Genomic DNA, 14,330 nt, shown 5'->3' on the forward strand with positions numbered 1-14,330 from the left:
TCCTCACTGTATTTTCACGCTGAACTGGATGCTGCGGCTGCCCGCTGTCGCGACGTCGTCGAGCGCGACGCGGATCGCGGTGGTGGTCGCGCTGCCGGCGTCGTCGTTGCTCGCGTCGGACAACACTGCATCGTCGAGCCGCAAGCTGCCGGGGACATAAGCGGTGCCCGTCGGAACGGGGTCGTCGATCACCACGCCCCGCGTCGCACCGGGGAAGCTTGCGACGAGCCGGTACGTCACGATCGCGCCGGGGATGGCGCGCGCGCTGCCATCCGGCGCGAGCACGCTTTGCGTCTTGGCGAGCGTGGGGACGCCCGCGGTCAAGGCAAGCTGCGTTGTCGCAGTCGCGGTCGCCCCGGTCGAGCCGACGACGGCATCGCCGCCCCCGTCGCCGCCATTCGGGTAAGCCGTTCCCGCGGCGCCGCTACCGGTGCGCGCGGTGGCAACTGCCGTGATGGCGGTCGCCGCCGTGACCTGCGCGCCGTCGAGCAGCGCGAACACGCGGATCGTCTGACCGGGCGCGAGCGGCACCGCAGCACCCGGCGCAAGCGTCTGGTCGGTCGCGGCGGAATAGACCCCGTCGCCGTCGCTATCGATCGCGAGACGGTCGAGCGAGAGACCGGCCGTGCCGCTGCCGATGGTGACGAGATAGTCTTCCTGCCCGTTGCCGGTATTGGTCAGGACGAAGCCTATCGCCACGGTCTCGCCGTTCCGCGCCGTTGCCGTTGCCCGGTCGGCCGCGATCGTCACGTCGAGGATTTCGGCAGTGGTCAACGTGACGGTGTTGGAAGCGAGTGCCTCCACACCGCCATCGGTGGTGCGGGTCATCGTGGCGGTGTTGGCGATCGGCGTGCCCGCCGGTGTCGCGGCAATCGCAGGCGACGCAGCGAACAAGGCGACAGCCGCGGTGGCGCAACGCGACCCCTTGCGCCCAATCCCACCGTTGCTGCCATTCCCTGCTTGCACGCTTCTTACCCACCGTTGCGGTGAAGCCACTCAAGCCGGGTGGGGTTAACGGGATGCTACTTGCGGATGATGGCCATATCGATCTGCGACCAAAGTCTAAGGGGTTGGAGCGGTTTGGTATTCCTTTCGATCACGATGTCTTGTCCGGACAGGCCCAAGCTTTCGTCAGCCGGTAAGGGTTTAGTAAACGCCGCGCGCGTGCGCTGCCCGGGCGAGCGCGTAGATCGCGACGCGTGCTTCACGGCGCGCGGCCTCGCACATCGTCCCATCACCTTCCGATACCGCCAGCCAGCTTTGACCGAGGCGCGCGAACCCCAGGGTTCCGGCAATCCCGGCGATCCGATGCGCAGCACTTCGATCCAGGGCAGTATCCAGCGCGGCGACCGCATCCACCAGTTGCACCTGGAAGCGCCCGGCGAGTGCGTCGATCTCGCTCGCCCCGAACATCTCGGCAAGGCGGGTGATGCCCGCCAGCAATCCGACCGGGCTCCACGCCACGATCGCCGCCGTGACAGCGGCCAAATCAGCAAGGTCCGGCAACACAGCATCGATCAAGCTGTCGTGATCGGTCGTCATGGGTGCGGATGCCAATACAGGGACAAGCCTTGCCGGCGGAGACAACCTGCGGAGGGCCTCGATGACCGGGGACGGGCTGCCCTGCAACGTCAGATCGACGACCACGAGATCGGGCAGGTGCCGTGCATGCGCAAGCGCCTCCGCCATAGTGTCGGCACAGTATACGATATGTCCGATCGTGGACAGTTCCGCCATGATCGACGTCAGCCCGGACATCGGTTCGAAGACGCCCAGAATAGTGAAACCGCGTTCGGAAATTTGCGAGGCTCCCGCTCGAAACCGTTGATCTTGATACAGGACTTTCATACGCATGTAGCCCCAGACGGCACAAGCTGCGCAGAAACGAGACATCATCCGGGAGGCGCGCTACAGAATGACGGCAGGACATGTACTGATCGCGGATGATCATCCACTGACGCGCGAGGGGCTGATCCTGGCGGTCAAGCTCGCGATTCCCGGTGTTGCGATTGATACTGCCGGTTCGATCGATGAAGCCGATCGCGTGATTGCGCTTCGCCGCAAAGGCTACCGTCTCGTTCTGCTGGACTTCGTACTCCCCGATTCCCGCGGATTTTCAGGCCTTTTGCGATTACAGCACGTTCTCGGCCAGACCCCGATCGCCTTTGTCTCGTCCATTCGCGATCCGTCAGTGATCGACGCCGCACAAGTGCTCGGCGCGGTCGGGTTTCTGTCAAAAAGCTGGCCACTCGATCAGCTTACCGCCGGCCTTCGCGACATCATCGTCGGCAAACCGGTATTTCCGTCGATCGACAAGAGCCATTGGCCCACCCATTCGGCGCGCGACTTGCTCGCGACGCTGTCGGGGGCGCAACTGAAGGTCATGCTCGCGCTAGCGGACGGACGGTTGAACAAGCAGATCGCAGGCGACCTCGGTATTACCGAAGCGACCGTAAAGGCGCACATGTCCGCGATCTTCCGCAAGCTCGGCGTCACCAACCGTGCGCAGGCATTGCTGGCAATGCAGCCACTGCTCGGCACGGCGGGGGCAGCGGACAAGCCATGACCGCACGGTGGCCTTCGTTGCTACGACAGGAGCCGGCGGTTGAGCGTTATTGTGTGTTCGAGAAGCGATGCCTGAGTTGCCTTGAGGAAATTTCACCAAGCGAATTTTTCGTGTGATAACGCACTTTACGCGTTTCCCGCAGTCTGCGTTTAGTCGCGCGCCTCGCGTATTGCCTCCAACTCTGCCAGGCGCTTGGGATCGTCAGCCGCCAGTTGTTCTTCGAGGTAGTAGTGATAGGGAATATCCCGCACCAAATGTTCCGCTACGCCTGAAAATTCAGGAGCGATGATCGCGAACGCATCAATCACTTCGCGCAAGAATGCCTTATCCAACGCTTGAAGGTCCGCGCCCAGCATTTCCATCATTTGGACAGCCTCGTCAGGATCGAGCGTGTCGTCATCCGTGAGGTCAAGAAAAAGTGAGAAATGAGCGATGATGCGCGCGACCTGAATAGCAATCATGGTTCCACCATCCTTGCCCTGATATTGCCGACCCTTAGTTTCCTCAGTAGCCTCCTGGCTGCGACTAGCTGCTTCTTGTCGGGAACCTCCCACACAGCGACAAGATTATGCTGTGATAAAACCTCGGACTGCCGAAATATTTGCGCTTTCGCCCGCGGCATCGAACAGACGGACCGTTTCCTGTCGATCAGGGTATCGCCTTGCACACCGTCGAATTTGACTGATCGCTTCGAGCCGTCCAGAAGGGTTCGTGTCAACGTTGGTACTAGGCCGGGCCGTGCGCCCGTGGTGGTGGCGTTATAGGCTTTCCAAGGCTTTTCAGACACAAAGGTCTCCTTTACCCAGCCTATCTGGGACGGTTCCTAGGGCACGAGCGCTTGAAGCGCGCGCAATTGGCGCAAGGTGGGAATTTTGTCAGCGTTGCCCCAAGTACCGCAGTCAACCCGATATTGCCCCCGATCGATCCGGCAGCACGCCCTAAGATCACGCGGAGGCGCTTGGTTAATCGCATCAACCCACGAGCGATATAGATCAGTGTGGGCGTATTTCTCCGTTACAAGAACCTAGTTGATCGTTTCGGCAATCCGGCAATGGTGACGGTCGGCCATATCCCGGTCCGCAGCCAACTCAAAAAGCTCGTCGTCACTCGACATCGAATATGTAAATCCTGCCGCCCCTGCTTTCTGTGCGGCGAGGACAACTGTATATAGTTTGCCAAAAATCCAATATCTTCAAATGTTTACGGTTTGTATACAGTTACCACTTCAAGTATTTAAAGCTTTTATAAATGATATTACCTTACAGCAACGGTTATATGGCGATAATACTATTCATGGATGAGCATTTATTATGCCTAATCAACCAGCGTGTCATTATACATCAGTCCAGTACCCCGTCCTCAGGTGGCCAGGGTGGATAGACGATCGGCTTTTCGCCAAAACGCCGTTGAACCGCACGCGCGCGACGCTCGACGACATCCTCGTCGGGATCAATCTCTTCAGGATAGATATACACAACCTCAAACCTGCCGTCGCGATACAGATACTCCAACTCCATCCAACGTTCATCGCCCTCCTGGGCTTCCCACAGTTCAAGCAGCGCAAAAGGCAGTCGCCTGTTTATTGGCCGACGATACAGGATTTGATTGCCCAGTTCCTTGAAGATTGATTCTCCGACCATGTTGTCATCGAGCTGAGCATAAAGCAGTGTGGGTTCTAATGGATATGCGCGGTCTGCCGCCAACAATTGTCCAATCTCGTCGAGCAGAGCATTGACCTCATCATTTGCCACGATTTCTCTCCGATTGTCTGTTGGGGAATTTCGCACTCTTCTCTTTACCGTCGACTCTCCACCACACATCGATCACCGATGGGCGCACTGATCCGCCATCGAATTGCGGAACGATTCTGACCGTCACGGTTCGCCCGGTGCGCTTGTCTCTCGCCCATTCATCCTCGAGCACACGATAACCGCCGCGATTGAAATTGGCATTCTGCGCGAAGTGATTGAACGCCTCGGTTGGCCCATTGAATCGCGCAGCGACATAATGGCCACCATCATCCGTAGGCTTCCGTTCGACACCGCCCGCCTGCGCCTGCGCCGTGCGGGACCGCACCTGCTTGCCGGCCAGTACAAGTGCACCGGAAACGTTGCGCGTTCGCCCTTTGTCATCGATCTGATATTCGTAACCGTTGCGAACTTCGCTATGCATTTGCGGCGCGCTATTGGAAAAGCCGGACCGTTCTTCAAGGCGTGTCTTTGATTCTGCTGTTTGCTGCTTGCCGGCTGCTATGGTGCTGTCTGACACCTGCAGCTGTTTTTCAGGATCATCAATCCAGGGCTCGCTCGATGAGGCCCCGCCACCTCCCGAAGCGACCGCCGCCACCACCTGTGAATCCCGCACCAGTCGGGCCATTCTTCGGCTTGGGGTTTGGCTTGGCAGCTCTCGGCGATGTCGCCGCTGGACGTGAAATCTTGCTTTGGGGATAGGGCGCCGGAACTGCGCGTGGCTTATGGCGATCTTCCGGATTTCGAGATTGCGGTGCCCCTGCCGATCGTGCCGCAGGACTGCCGCCGCTGCCGGACATCCCGCCGCCAGAAGACCCATTCCCATCGCTTCGCCCGTAAGCGCGCCCCGAACCCGCGAACGTAAAACGGCCATCTGCCGGATCATGCCAATGACTGAATTTGAACTCGACGACGTCCGGGTTCGAGATGCGTGGCAGTCTGCCTGTTCGCAACTACCGAGAAAACGCTGTCTGTCGCTCGTGATTTGCAGACTGTATCATGCCGCCTCGCCCCCATCGATACGACGAGAACATTTGAGCAACATTTTCCAACATGTCAAGATTAACGCCATGGCACCCCTATCGGATACCATAGATCGTCCTGTACGAGATGGAGTAGTCTAAAGACTGGTGCCCGGAAGAGGACTCGAACCTCCACGACCTTGCGATCGCCAGCACCTGAAGCTGGTGCGTCTACCAATTCCGCCATCCGGGCACTGGGTAGGTGGCGGGCCTTAGGGGAGCGTCGTTGGTCTTGTCAACACGCACGATGCTAGGCAGAGGACAGATCGACATTCGAGAAGGCGCTTTCGATGAACAACAAGCTGGTGACTTTGATCGGCGGCGGGGGTTTCCTCGGCCGCTATGTGGCGCAGGCGCTGCTGGAACGTGGTGCGCGCGTGCGGATTGCGCAGCGCGATCCGCGGCAGGCATTTTTCCTCAAGACGCAGGGTGGGCTTGGCCAGACGCAATTCGTCGCAGTCGACATCACCAAGCCCGAATCGATCGCCCGCGCGGTTGCCGACGCGGATGCGGTGGTGAACCTCGTCGGGATCCTTGCCGGCGATTTTCAGAAAATTCAGGTGGATGGCGCGCGAATCGTCGCTGAGGCTGCGGCGCATGCCGGGGTGGAGACGCTCGTCCACATGTCCGCGATCGGTGCGGACAGCGCATCCGAATCGGAATATGGCCGGTCCAAGGGCGATGGCGAGGCCGCGGTCCGCGCCGCCTTCCCCGCTGCGACGATCCTGCGTCCCTCGATCGTGTTCGGGCGCGAGGACCAGTTCCTCAACCGCTTCGCCGCGATGATCGGCAGCGCGCCGATCGTTCCGGTGTTGCGGACCGGCACCAAGTTCCAGCCGGTCTATGTCGGCGATGTCGCACAGGCCGTCGTGCAGGCGATCGACGAGCCCACGATCGCCGCGGGCAAGACGTTCGAACTCGGCGGACCCGATACGATCACGATGGGCGCGCTGGTGCGCTGGATCGCCAAGACGACCGGGCACAAGCGTCGGATTGTCGACCTGCCGGACGCGATCGGCGCGGCGATCGCGGGGCTCGGATTCCTGCCCGGCGCGCCGATCACCAAGGACCAGTGGCGGATGCTGGCGCATGACAATGTCGTGGCCCAAGGCGCTAACGGTCTTGAAGCGCTGAGCATCACGCCCACGCCGCTCGACGCGGTCGCACCGAACTGGCTGGTGCGGTATCGCAAGGGGGGACGCTTCTCTATGGCGGCCGCGGCCTGAGGCACTCGCGGCGGTCAACGCGGTCATCGCGGTAATCGCGCCCGGGGGGACAGACCTGGGGGCGGCAGAAGGGAACGTACGTGAACGAGATCATCAGCATCATCCTGCTCGGCATCGTCGAGGGGGTCACCGAGTTCCTGCCTGTCTCCTCGACCGGCCATCTCATCCTGGCGACCAAGCTGCTCGGCTATGACGCCGCACGCTGGGGCGCGTTCAACGTGATCATTCAGCTGGGCGCGATCCTCGCGATCGTTGCGCTTTACTGGCGGACGTTCTGGGCGGTCGGCATGGGCGTGATGAAGCGCGAACCCAAATCGCTGCTGTTCATCCGCAACCTGCTGGTCGCGTTCATACCCGCCGCCGTGATCGGGCTGGCGATCCACAAGCAGATCGAAGCGTTACTCGGCAACGCCGAGGTGGTTGCAGTCGCGCTGATCGTCGGTGGGCTCGCGATCATCGCGGTCGAGCGGCTTGCCCCCAAGAGCGACATCGTCGGAGTCGCCGATATTCCACTACCAAAGGTGATCGGGATCGGCTTCCTGCAGTGCCTGGCGATGGTCCCCGGCGTCAGTCGCTCGGGTGCTACGATCCTCGGCGCGCTCGCGCTCGGCGTCGAGCGGCGGACCGCGGCGGAGTTCAGCTTCTTCCTCGCGATTCCGACGATGCTGGGGGCAACCGCGCTCGAGCTGGTCAAGAACCGCCATGAGATGATGAGCGGCGAAGGCGTCGGGCTCGGCGCGATCGCATTGGGTTTCGCAGTGTCGTTTGTCGTCGCCTTGCTCGTGGTGAAGTGGTTCATCGGCGTGGTGACGCGCTATGGGTTCGTTCCGTTTGCGGTGTACCGTATCATCGCTGGCGCGATCGCCCTGGCATGTCTTTCAACGTTATAGGTCCACATTGGTACTTTTAAACGTTTCAGAACCTCGTTCCGGCCGGACCCAAATGCCAATTGACTTTTTATAGGTCAGTGTTACTGTCACATATGCCACTTTTGCGGTGACAGCGACATAATAGTACGATAAGCGCCGCATTCTCGAAAGGATGCGTGCATGGCCGACTCTTTGCTGCTCAAGTTCGTCGATCGCGATCAGGCCTATCCGGCCAAGCGCGACCCGGAACTGCGGGCTGAGGATTTTCAGGAAATCGCGGATCGCTATGCGGTCCCCGATGCCGAGCAACAGGCCGGGCGCTGCTCGCAATGCGGCGTGCCCTATTGCTCAGTGCATTGCCCGCTCCACAATCACATCCCCGACTGGCTCCGCCTGACCGCAGAGGGGCGTCTGCGCGAAGCCTATGAACTGAGCAACGCAACCTCGACCATGCCCGAGATCTGCGGCCGGATCTGTCCGCAGGACCGGCTGTGCGAAGGCAATTGCGTGATCGAATTCTCCGGTCACGGCGCGGTGACGATCGGCGCGGTCGAGAAGTTCATCACTGACACCGCCTGGGAAGAAGGCTGGGTCGAGCCGCTCGTCGTCGGCCCCGCACGCGGCCAGTCGGTCGGCGTGATCGGTGCTGGCCCGGCAGGCCTGTCCGCGGCGGAGTATCTGCGCGGCAACGGCTATGACGTTCACGTCTACGACCGCTATGATCGCGCGGGCGGATTGCTGACCTATGGCATCCCCGGTTTCAAGCTCGAGAAGCCCGTCGTTACCCGCCGCGTCGAGCGGCTCAAGGCGGGCGGGATCGTGTTCCACGAAAGCTTCGAGGTCGGTCGCGATGCGACGCTCGACGAATTGCGCCAGCGCCACGACGCGCTGCTGATCGCGACCGGCGTGTACAAGGCGCGCGCGATCAAGGCGCCTGGCGTCGAGCGTGACGGCGTGGTCGATGCACTCGACTTCCTCACCGCCTCCAACCGCAAGAATTTCGGCGATGCCGTCCCCGCTTATGACGACGGCAGCCTCAATGCGGCAGGCAAGCATGTCGTCGTGATCGGCGGCGGCGATACCGCGATGGATTGTGTGCGCACCGCGATCCGTCAGGATGCCGCGTCGGTGAAGTGCCTCTACCGCCGCGACCGCGCCAACATGCCGGGCTCGCAGCGCGAAGTGAACAATGCCGAGGAAGAAGGCGTCGAATTCGTCTGGCTTTCCGCGCCCGAAAGCTTCGTCGGCGAAGACCGCGTGGCGGGCGTGAAGGCGAGCGCGATGCGGCTCGGCGCCCCCGATGCGAGCGGTCGGCGTGCGCCCGAGATCGACCCCGAGGGCGGGTTCGATCTGCAGGCCGACCTCGTCATCAAGGCGCTCGGCTTCGACGCCGAGGATCTGCCGCGGCTGTTCGACGCGCCGGAGCTTGGCGTGACGCGCTGGGGCACGGTGCTGGTCGACAACAAGACGCTGATGACCTCGCTCGACGGCGTGTTCGCGGCGGGCGACATCGTGCGCGGCGCGTCGCTGGTGGTGTGGGCGATCCGCGACGGACGTGACGTTGCGGCGACCATGCATAACTTCCTGAAGGCGAAGGCGCGGACCGCGAAGGTTGCAGCGTGAGATACGCCTGTGTGGTCGCGGGCGCGCTGGCCCTGGTCGGGCCATCCGCCTTTGCCCAGGGCGCGCCGACATCCGTCGCTCAAACTGCCGCACAACCCGGCGCGCCGACGGATCCCGCCCGGCTGGCGGTAGCGCGGCGCGTCGCTGCACGGCTCCTGCCCCCCGGCGTCTACAAGCAGCTCATGTCGGGCTCGATGGACGCGATCATGGGAAGCGTGGGCGGTGCCATGAAAGCCATGCCGCTCGGCCAGATCGCGCAAATGGGCGGGATGAAGGTCGAGGATGCGCAAAAACTCGACAAGGTCGATCTCACCCAGATCATGGCGATCTACGACCCCCGTTGGGAGGAGCGTCAGCAACTCACGATGCACGCGATGCTCGGGGCGATGGGCGACTTCTTCACGACGATGGAGCCCGAGCTTCGCGACGGGATGGCGCATGCCTATGCCAATCGTTTCTCACTCGCCGAGTTGACCGATCTGGATCGTTATTTCGGAACGCCGACCGGGGCGAAATATGCGGCGACCGTCACCACGATCATGACCGATCCTGCGGTCATGAATACGATGAAGGACATGATGCCCAGGATGATGCAGCAAATGCCGCATTTCATGGAGGCGGCCACGAGAGCGACCGCCGCGCTGCCGCCGCCGCGACGGATGGAAGACCTGACCCCGGCTGAGAAAGCGCGCCTTGCGAAGGCGATGGGTACCGAAGAGAACAAGCTGCAAGACCCCAAGGGCACATCATGACCAACATGGACTCCGAACGCCTCCGCCTCGCCGAACACGGCATGTATCGCCCCGAATTCGAGGGCGACGCCTGCGGCGTCGGCCTGGTCGCCGCGGCCGATGGCACGCCGTCGCGCCGGGTCGTGCAATCCGCGATCGATGCGCTGAAGGCGGTGTGGCACCGCGGCGCGGTCGATGCGGATGGCAAGACCGGCGATGGCGCTGGCCTCCACATCGATCTCCCGCTCAAATTCTTCGACGATGCGGTCGCCGCTTCGGGCCATCGCCAGATGCCCAACCGCCTCGCGGTCGGCATGATCTTCCTGCCGCGCACCGATCTCGGCGCGCAGGAGGCGTGCCGCACGATCGTCGAAAGCGCGATCATCGAGGAAGGCTATACCATCTACGGCTGGCGCCAGGTGCCGGTCGACGTGTCGGTGATCGGCCAGAAGGCGCAGGCGACTCGTCCCGAGATCGAGCAGATCATGATCGCGGGCCCCCTGCCCGACCAACAGACCGCCGCCGAGTTCGAGAAGAACCTCTACCTCGTCCGCCGCCGGATCGAGAAGCGCGTGATCGCGGCGCAAATCCAGGGCTTCTACGTCTGCTCGATGTCGTGCCGGTCGATCATCTACAAGGGCCTGTTCCTCGCGGAATCGCTGTCGGTGTTCTACCCCGACCTGCGCGACCCGCGGTTCGAGAGCCGCGTCGCGATCTTCCATCAGCGCTATTCGACCAACACCTTCCCGCAATGGTGGCTGGCGCAGCCGTTCCGCTGCCTCGCGCACAATGGCGAGATCAACACGATCCGCGGCAACAAGAACTGGATGCTCAGCCACGAGATCAAGATGGCGAGCCTGTCGTTCGGCGATCAGTCCGAGGACATCAAGCCCGTCATCCCGGCGGGCGCGTCCGACACCGCCGCGCTCGATGCGGTGTTCGAGGCGATCTGCCGCTCGGGTCGCGATGCGCCGACCGCCAAGCTGATGCTGGTGCCCGAGGCGATGGCGGATTCGATCGACATGCCCGCCGATCATCTCTCCATGTACCAGTATCTCGCATCGGTGATGGAGCCGTGGGACGGCCCCGCCGCGCTCGCGATGACCGATGGCCGCTGGGCGGTCGCCGGGATGGACCGCAATGCGCTCCGCCCGCTGCGCTATGTCCGCACGGTCGACGGGATCGTCATCGTCGGGTCGGAAAGCGGGATGGTCGTCGTGCCTGAATCGACGATCATCGAAAAGGGTCGGCTCGGGCCGGGCCAGATGCTCGCGATCGATCTCGACGAGGGCGTGCTGTACCACGATCGCGCGATCAAGGATCAGATCGCGGGCGAAGCCGATTACGCCGCGATGATCGGTGCGTTCAAGCGGATCGAGGCGCTGCCGCAGCCCGCCGAGGACGCGATCATGCGCTTCGATCGTGCCGACCTCACCCGCCGTCAGGTCGCGGCCGGGCAGACGCTCGAGGACATGGAGCTGATCCTGTCGCCGATGGTCGAGGGTGCGAAGGAAGCGATCGGATCGATGGGCGACGACACGCCGCTCGCGGTGATCTCGGACAAGCCGCGGCTGATCAGCCAGTTCTTCCGCCAGAATTTCAGCCAGGTCACCAACCCGCCAATCGACCCGTTGCGCGAACGCCATGTGATGTCGCTCAAGACGCGGTTCGGCAATCTCGCCAACATCCTCGACACCGAGGATCGGCGCGACGGCGTGCTGGTGCTGCAATCGCCGGTGCTCGATGGCACCGCCTGGGCGCAGCTCAAGGCGCATTTCGGCGCGCAGGCGGCAGAGATCGACTGCACCTTCGAGGCAGGCGGCGGGCCGGAGACGCTCCGTGCCGCGATCGCCCGCATCCGTGCCGAAGCGGTGACGGCGGTGCGCCAGGGCAAGAGCGAACTGTTCCTGACCGACATGGCGATCGGCGTCGACCGGATCGGCATCGCGGGCGTGCTCGCGGCGGCGGCGGTGCATACGCATCTCGTGCGGATGGGGCTGCGCTCCTATGCGAGCATTAACATCCAGACCGCCGAATGCCTCGACACGCATTATTATGCGGTGCTGATCGGCGTCGGCGCGACCACCGTCCATGCCTATCTGGCCGCAGCGTCGATTGCGGATCGCCAGGCGCGTGGTCTGTTCGGCGAGCTGACCCTGGCCGAATGTCTCAGGCGGCACCGCACGGCGGTCGACGAGGGCCTGCTCAAGATCATGTCGAAGATGGGGATCGCTGTGATCTCCAGCTATCGCGGTGGTTACAACTTCGAGGCGGTCGGCCTCAGCCGTGCGCTCGTCAACGACCTGTTCCCGGGGATGCCCGCGAAGATCTCGGGCGAAGGCTATGCCTCGCTCCATCTCAACGCACAGCTTCGCCACGACAAGGCGTTCGACGAGGGCGTCGCCACGCTGCCGATCGGTGGTTTCTATCGCCAGCGCCACACCGGCGAGACGCACGCTTACTCGGCGCAGTTGATGCACTTGCTGCAGAACTCGGTCGCGAACGACAGCTATTCGACCTATCTGCAATTCGCCCGCGGGGTGGAGGCACTGCCCCCGGTCTATCTGCGTGATTTGCTTCAGTTCAAATATCCTGACGAGGGCATCCCGGTCGACCAGGTCGAGGCGATCACCGAGATTCGCAAGCGCTTCGTGACGCCGGGCATGTCGCTCGGCGCGCTCAGCCCCGAGGCGCATGAGACGCTCGCGATCGCGATGAACCGGATCGGCGCGAAGGCGGTGTCGGGCGAAGGCGGCGAAGATCGCACACGCTATCAACCCTACGCCAATGGCGACAATGCCAACTCAGGCGTCAAGCAGATCGCCAGCGGGCGATTTGGCGTTACGGCAGAGTACCTTAACGCCTGCGAGGAGATCGAGATCAAGGTCGCGCAGGGTGCCAAGCCCGGCGAAGGCGGGCAGCTGCCCGGCTTCAAGGTGACAGAGTTCATCGCCAAGCTGCGCCATGCGACACCGGGCGTAACGCTCATCTCGCCGCCGCCGCATCACGACATCTACTCGATCGAGGATCTCGCGCAGCTCATCTACGACTGCAAGCAAATCAATCCGACCGCGCGCGTGTGTGTCAAGCTCGTCTCGTCCGCCGGGATCGGCACGGTCGCGGCGGGCGTGGCCAAGGCGCATGCCGACGTCATCCTGATCGCAGGGCATGTCGGCGGCACCGGGGCCTCCCCGCAGACCAGCATCAAATATGCCGGCACGCCGTGGGAAATGGGGCTGTCCGAGGTCAACCAGACGCTGACGCTCAACGGCCTGCGCGGGCGGATCAAGCTGCGCACCGATGGCGGCCTCAAGACCGGGCGCGATATCGTCATCGCGGCGATCCTCGGCGCCGAGGAATTCGGGATCGGCACGCTGTCGCTCGTCGCAATGGGCTGCATCATGGTGCGGCAGTGCCATTCGAACACTTGCCCGGTCGGCGTCTGCACGCAGGACCAGAAGCTGCGCGACAAGTTCACCGGTACGCCCGAAAAGGTCATCAATCTCATGACCTTCATCGCCGAGGAAGTCCGCGACATCCTGGCACGGTTGGGGTTCCGCAGCCTCGACGAAGTGATCGGCCGGACCGAGCTTCTCCGCCAGGTCAGCCGCGGTGCGGAGCATCTCGACGATCTCGATCTCAACCCGATCCTCGCCAAGGTCGATGCGCCCGACGACCAGCGCCGCTTCAGCCTGACCGGTCGGCGCAACGAAGTCCCCGACAGCCTGGACGCGCAGATCATCAAGGATGCGGGCGCGGTGTTCAGCCGGCGCGAGAAAATGCAGCTGACCTATTCGGTGCGCAACACGCACCGCGCGGTCGGCACGCGGCTGTCGAGCGAGATCACGCGGACCTTCGGCATGTCGGCACTCGCAGACGGGCACGTCCACGTCCGGCTGCGTGGGTCGGCGGGCCAGAGCCTCGGCGCGTTCCTGTGCAAGGGGATCACACTCGAAGTATTTGGCGACGCAAACGATTATGTCGGCAAGGGTCTGTCGGGCGGCATCATCGCGGTGCGCCCGGTGGTGAGTTCGCCGCTCGCGTCGCAGGACAATACGATCATCGGCAACACCGTGCTCTACGGCGCAACCTCGGGTAGCCTCTATGCGGCTGGCCAGGCGGGCGAACGCTTCGCCGTCCGCAACTCGGGCGCGAACGTCGTGGTCGAGGGCTGTGGGGCGAACGGGTGCGAATATATGACCGGCGGGACTGCGGTCGTGCTCGGACCGGTCGGCGCGAACTTCGGTGCGGGGATGACCGGCGGGATGGCGTTCATCTACGACGCCGACGGCAGCTTCGCGCGGCGTGCCAACCCCGACAACATCACGTGGAACCGGCTGTCGTCGCTGCATTGGGAAGCGGTGCTGCTTGGCATGATCCGCGCGCATCATGCGGCAACCGATAGCAAATGGTCGGGTGCGCTGCTCGACGACTGGGGCCGCGTGGTGGATCGGTTCTGGCAGGTGGTGCCCAAGGAAATGCTGACCCGGTTGAGCCATCCGCTCGACGATCGGGTGGAGCAGGTGGCGGCGGAGTAAGGCGGCT

11 protein-coding genes and 1 tRNA gene are annotated in these 14,330 nt (G+C 63.0%); 6 read left to right on the forward strand and 6 right to left on the reverse strand.

Annotated elements, in window-relative coordinates; genetic code table 11:
* Positions 1–3: 3 nt before the first annotated feature.
* Both AC3WJR_RS12550 and AC3WJR_RS12555 read right to left on the reverse strand, forming a co-directional pair.
* The gene (locus tag AC3WJR_RS12550; RefSeq protein ID WP_492725373.1) at positions 4–894 is read right to left on the reverse strand and encodes a hypothetical protein; all 891 of its coding nucleotides are present in this window, start codon (positions 892–894) and stop codon (positions 4–6) included.
* Positions 895–1,146: 252 nt separating this feature from the next.
* Positions 1,147–1,896, reverse strand: coding sequence for a response regulator (locus AC3WJR_RS12555; protein WP_492725374.1), 750 nt, complete (start codon positions 1,894–1,896; stop codon positions 1,147–1,149).
* Positions 1,897–1,915: 19 nt separating this feature from the next.
* On the opposite strand from AC3WJR_RS12555, the gene AC3WJR_RS12560 reads away from it, so the two are divergent.
* Positions 1,916–2,566 (forward strand): response regulator transcription factor, encoded by a 651-nt coding sequence (locus tag AC3WJR_RS12560; protein ID WP_492725375.1) that lies wholly within the window; start codon positions 1,916–1,918, stop codon positions 2,564–2,566.
* Positions 2,567–2,715: 149 nt separating this feature from the next.
* Here AC3WJR_RS12560 and AC3WJR_RS12565 read toward each other — a convergent pair whose 3' ends face one another.
* The 4 genes from AC3WJR_RS12565 to AC3WJR_RS12580 all read right to left on the reverse strand — a co-directional run bounded on the left by AC3WJR_RS12565 (position 2,716) and on the right by AC3WJR_RS12580 (position 5,529).
* A complete protein-coding gene (locus tag AC3WJR_RS12565) occupies positions 2,716–3,027 on the reverse strand; it encodes a hypothetical protein (RefSeq protein ID WP_354279299.1) in 312 nt (103 codons plus the stop codon).
* An 879-nt stretch (positions 3,028–3,906) separates the two neighbouring features.
* Positions 3,907–4,317: a hypothetical protein gene (locus AC3WJR_RS12570; protein WP_354279298.1), complete on the reverse strand. Its 411-nt coding sequence runs from the start codon at positions 4,315–4,317 to the stop codon at positions 3,907–3,909.
* Complete coding sequence (locus tag AC3WJR_RS12575; protein WP_492725376.1) at positions 4,307–5,200, reverse strand: DNA/RNA non-specific endonuclease; 894 nt, start codon at positions 5,198–5,200, stop codon at positions 4,307–4,309. The genes AC3WJR_RS12570 and AC3WJR_RS12575 overlap by 11 nt, the downstream gene beginning before the upstream one ends.
* 242 nt (positions 5,201–5,442) lie before the next feature.
* Positions 5,443–5,529 (reverse strand) — tRNA-Leu (locus AC3WJR_RS12580).
* Positions 5,530–5,626: 97 nt separating this feature from the next.
* Between AC3WJR_RS12580 and AC3WJR_RS12585 the strand changes: the two genes are divergently transcribed.
* The 5 genes from AC3WJR_RS12585 to gltB all read left to right on the forward strand — a co-directional run bounded on the left by AC3WJR_RS12585 (position 5,627) and on the right by gltB (position 14,323).
* Positions 5,627–6,562 carry a complex I NDUFA9 subunit family protein gene (locus AC3WJR_RS12585; protein WP_492725377.1) on the forward strand — a complete coding sequence of 312 codons (936 nt, stop codon included), beginning with the start codon at positions 5,627–5,629 and terminating at the stop codon, positions 6,560–6,562.
* An 80-nt stretch (positions 6,563–6,642) separates the two neighbouring features.
* On the forward strand, positions 6,643–7,452 hold the full coding sequence (locus AC3WJR_RS12590; RefSeq protein ID WP_492725378.1) for an undecaprenyl-diphosphate phosphatase: 810 nt from the start codon (positions 6,643–6,645) through the stop codon (positions 7,450–7,452).
* A gap of 159 nt (positions 7,453–7,611) precedes the next feature.
* A complete protein-coding gene (locus AC3WJR_RS12595) occupies positions 7,612–9,054 on the forward strand; it encodes an NAD(P)-dependent oxidoreductase (protein WP_492725379.1) in 1,443 nt (480 codons plus the stop codon).
* Positions 9,051–9,806 (forward strand): DUF2059 domain-containing protein, encoded by a 756-nt coding sequence (locus AC3WJR_RS12600; protein ID WP_492725380.1) that lies wholly within the window; start codon positions 9,051–9,053, stop codon positions 9,804–9,806. The genes AC3WJR_RS12595 and AC3WJR_RS12600 overlap by 4 nt, the downstream gene beginning before the upstream one ends.
* Positions 9,803–14,323, forward strand: coding sequence for a glutamate synthase large subunit (gene gltB / locus AC3WJR_RS12605; protein WP_492725381.1), 4,521 nt, complete (start codon positions 9,803–9,805; stop codon positions 14,321–14,323). Before AC3WJR_RS12600 ends, gltB begins: the two co-directional genes overlap by 4 nt.
* The last annotated feature ends 7 nt before the right edge of the window (positions 14,324–14,330 follow it).

Source organism: Sphingomonas sp. FW306-05-A (genome assembly GCF_058782275.1).

Bases quoted from the DNA above. Each gene is read 5' to 3' on its own strand.
- AC3WJR_RS12555 (WP_492725374.1), bottom strand. From the start codon at position 1,896: ATGATGTCTCGTTTCTGCGCAGCTTGTGCCGTCTGGGGCTACATGCGT.
- AC3WJR_RS12560 (WP_492725375.1), top strand. From the start codon at position 1,916: ATGACGGCAGGACATGTACTGATCGCGGATGATCATCCACTGACGCGC.
- AC3WJR_RS12565 (WP_354279299.1), bottom strand. From the start codon at position 3,027: ATGATTGCTATTCAGGTCGCGCGCATCATCGCTCATTTCTCACTTTTT.
- AC3WJR_RS12575 (WP_492725376.1), bottom strand. From the start codon at position 5,200: ATGATCCGGCAGATGGCCGTTTTACGTTCGCGGGTTCGGGGCGCGCTT.
- AC3WJR_RS12585 (WP_492725377.1), top strand. From the start codon at position 5,627: ATGAACAACAAGCTGGTGACTTTGATCGGCGGCGGGGGTTTCCTCGGC.
- AC3WJR_RS12595 (WP_492725379.1), top strand. From the start codon at position 7,612: ATGGCCGACTCTTTGCTGCTCAAGTTCGTCGATCGCGATCAGGCCTAT.
- gltB (WP_492725381.1), top strand. From the start codon at position 9,803: ATGACCAACATGGACTCCGAACGCCTCCGCCTCGCCGAACACGGCATG.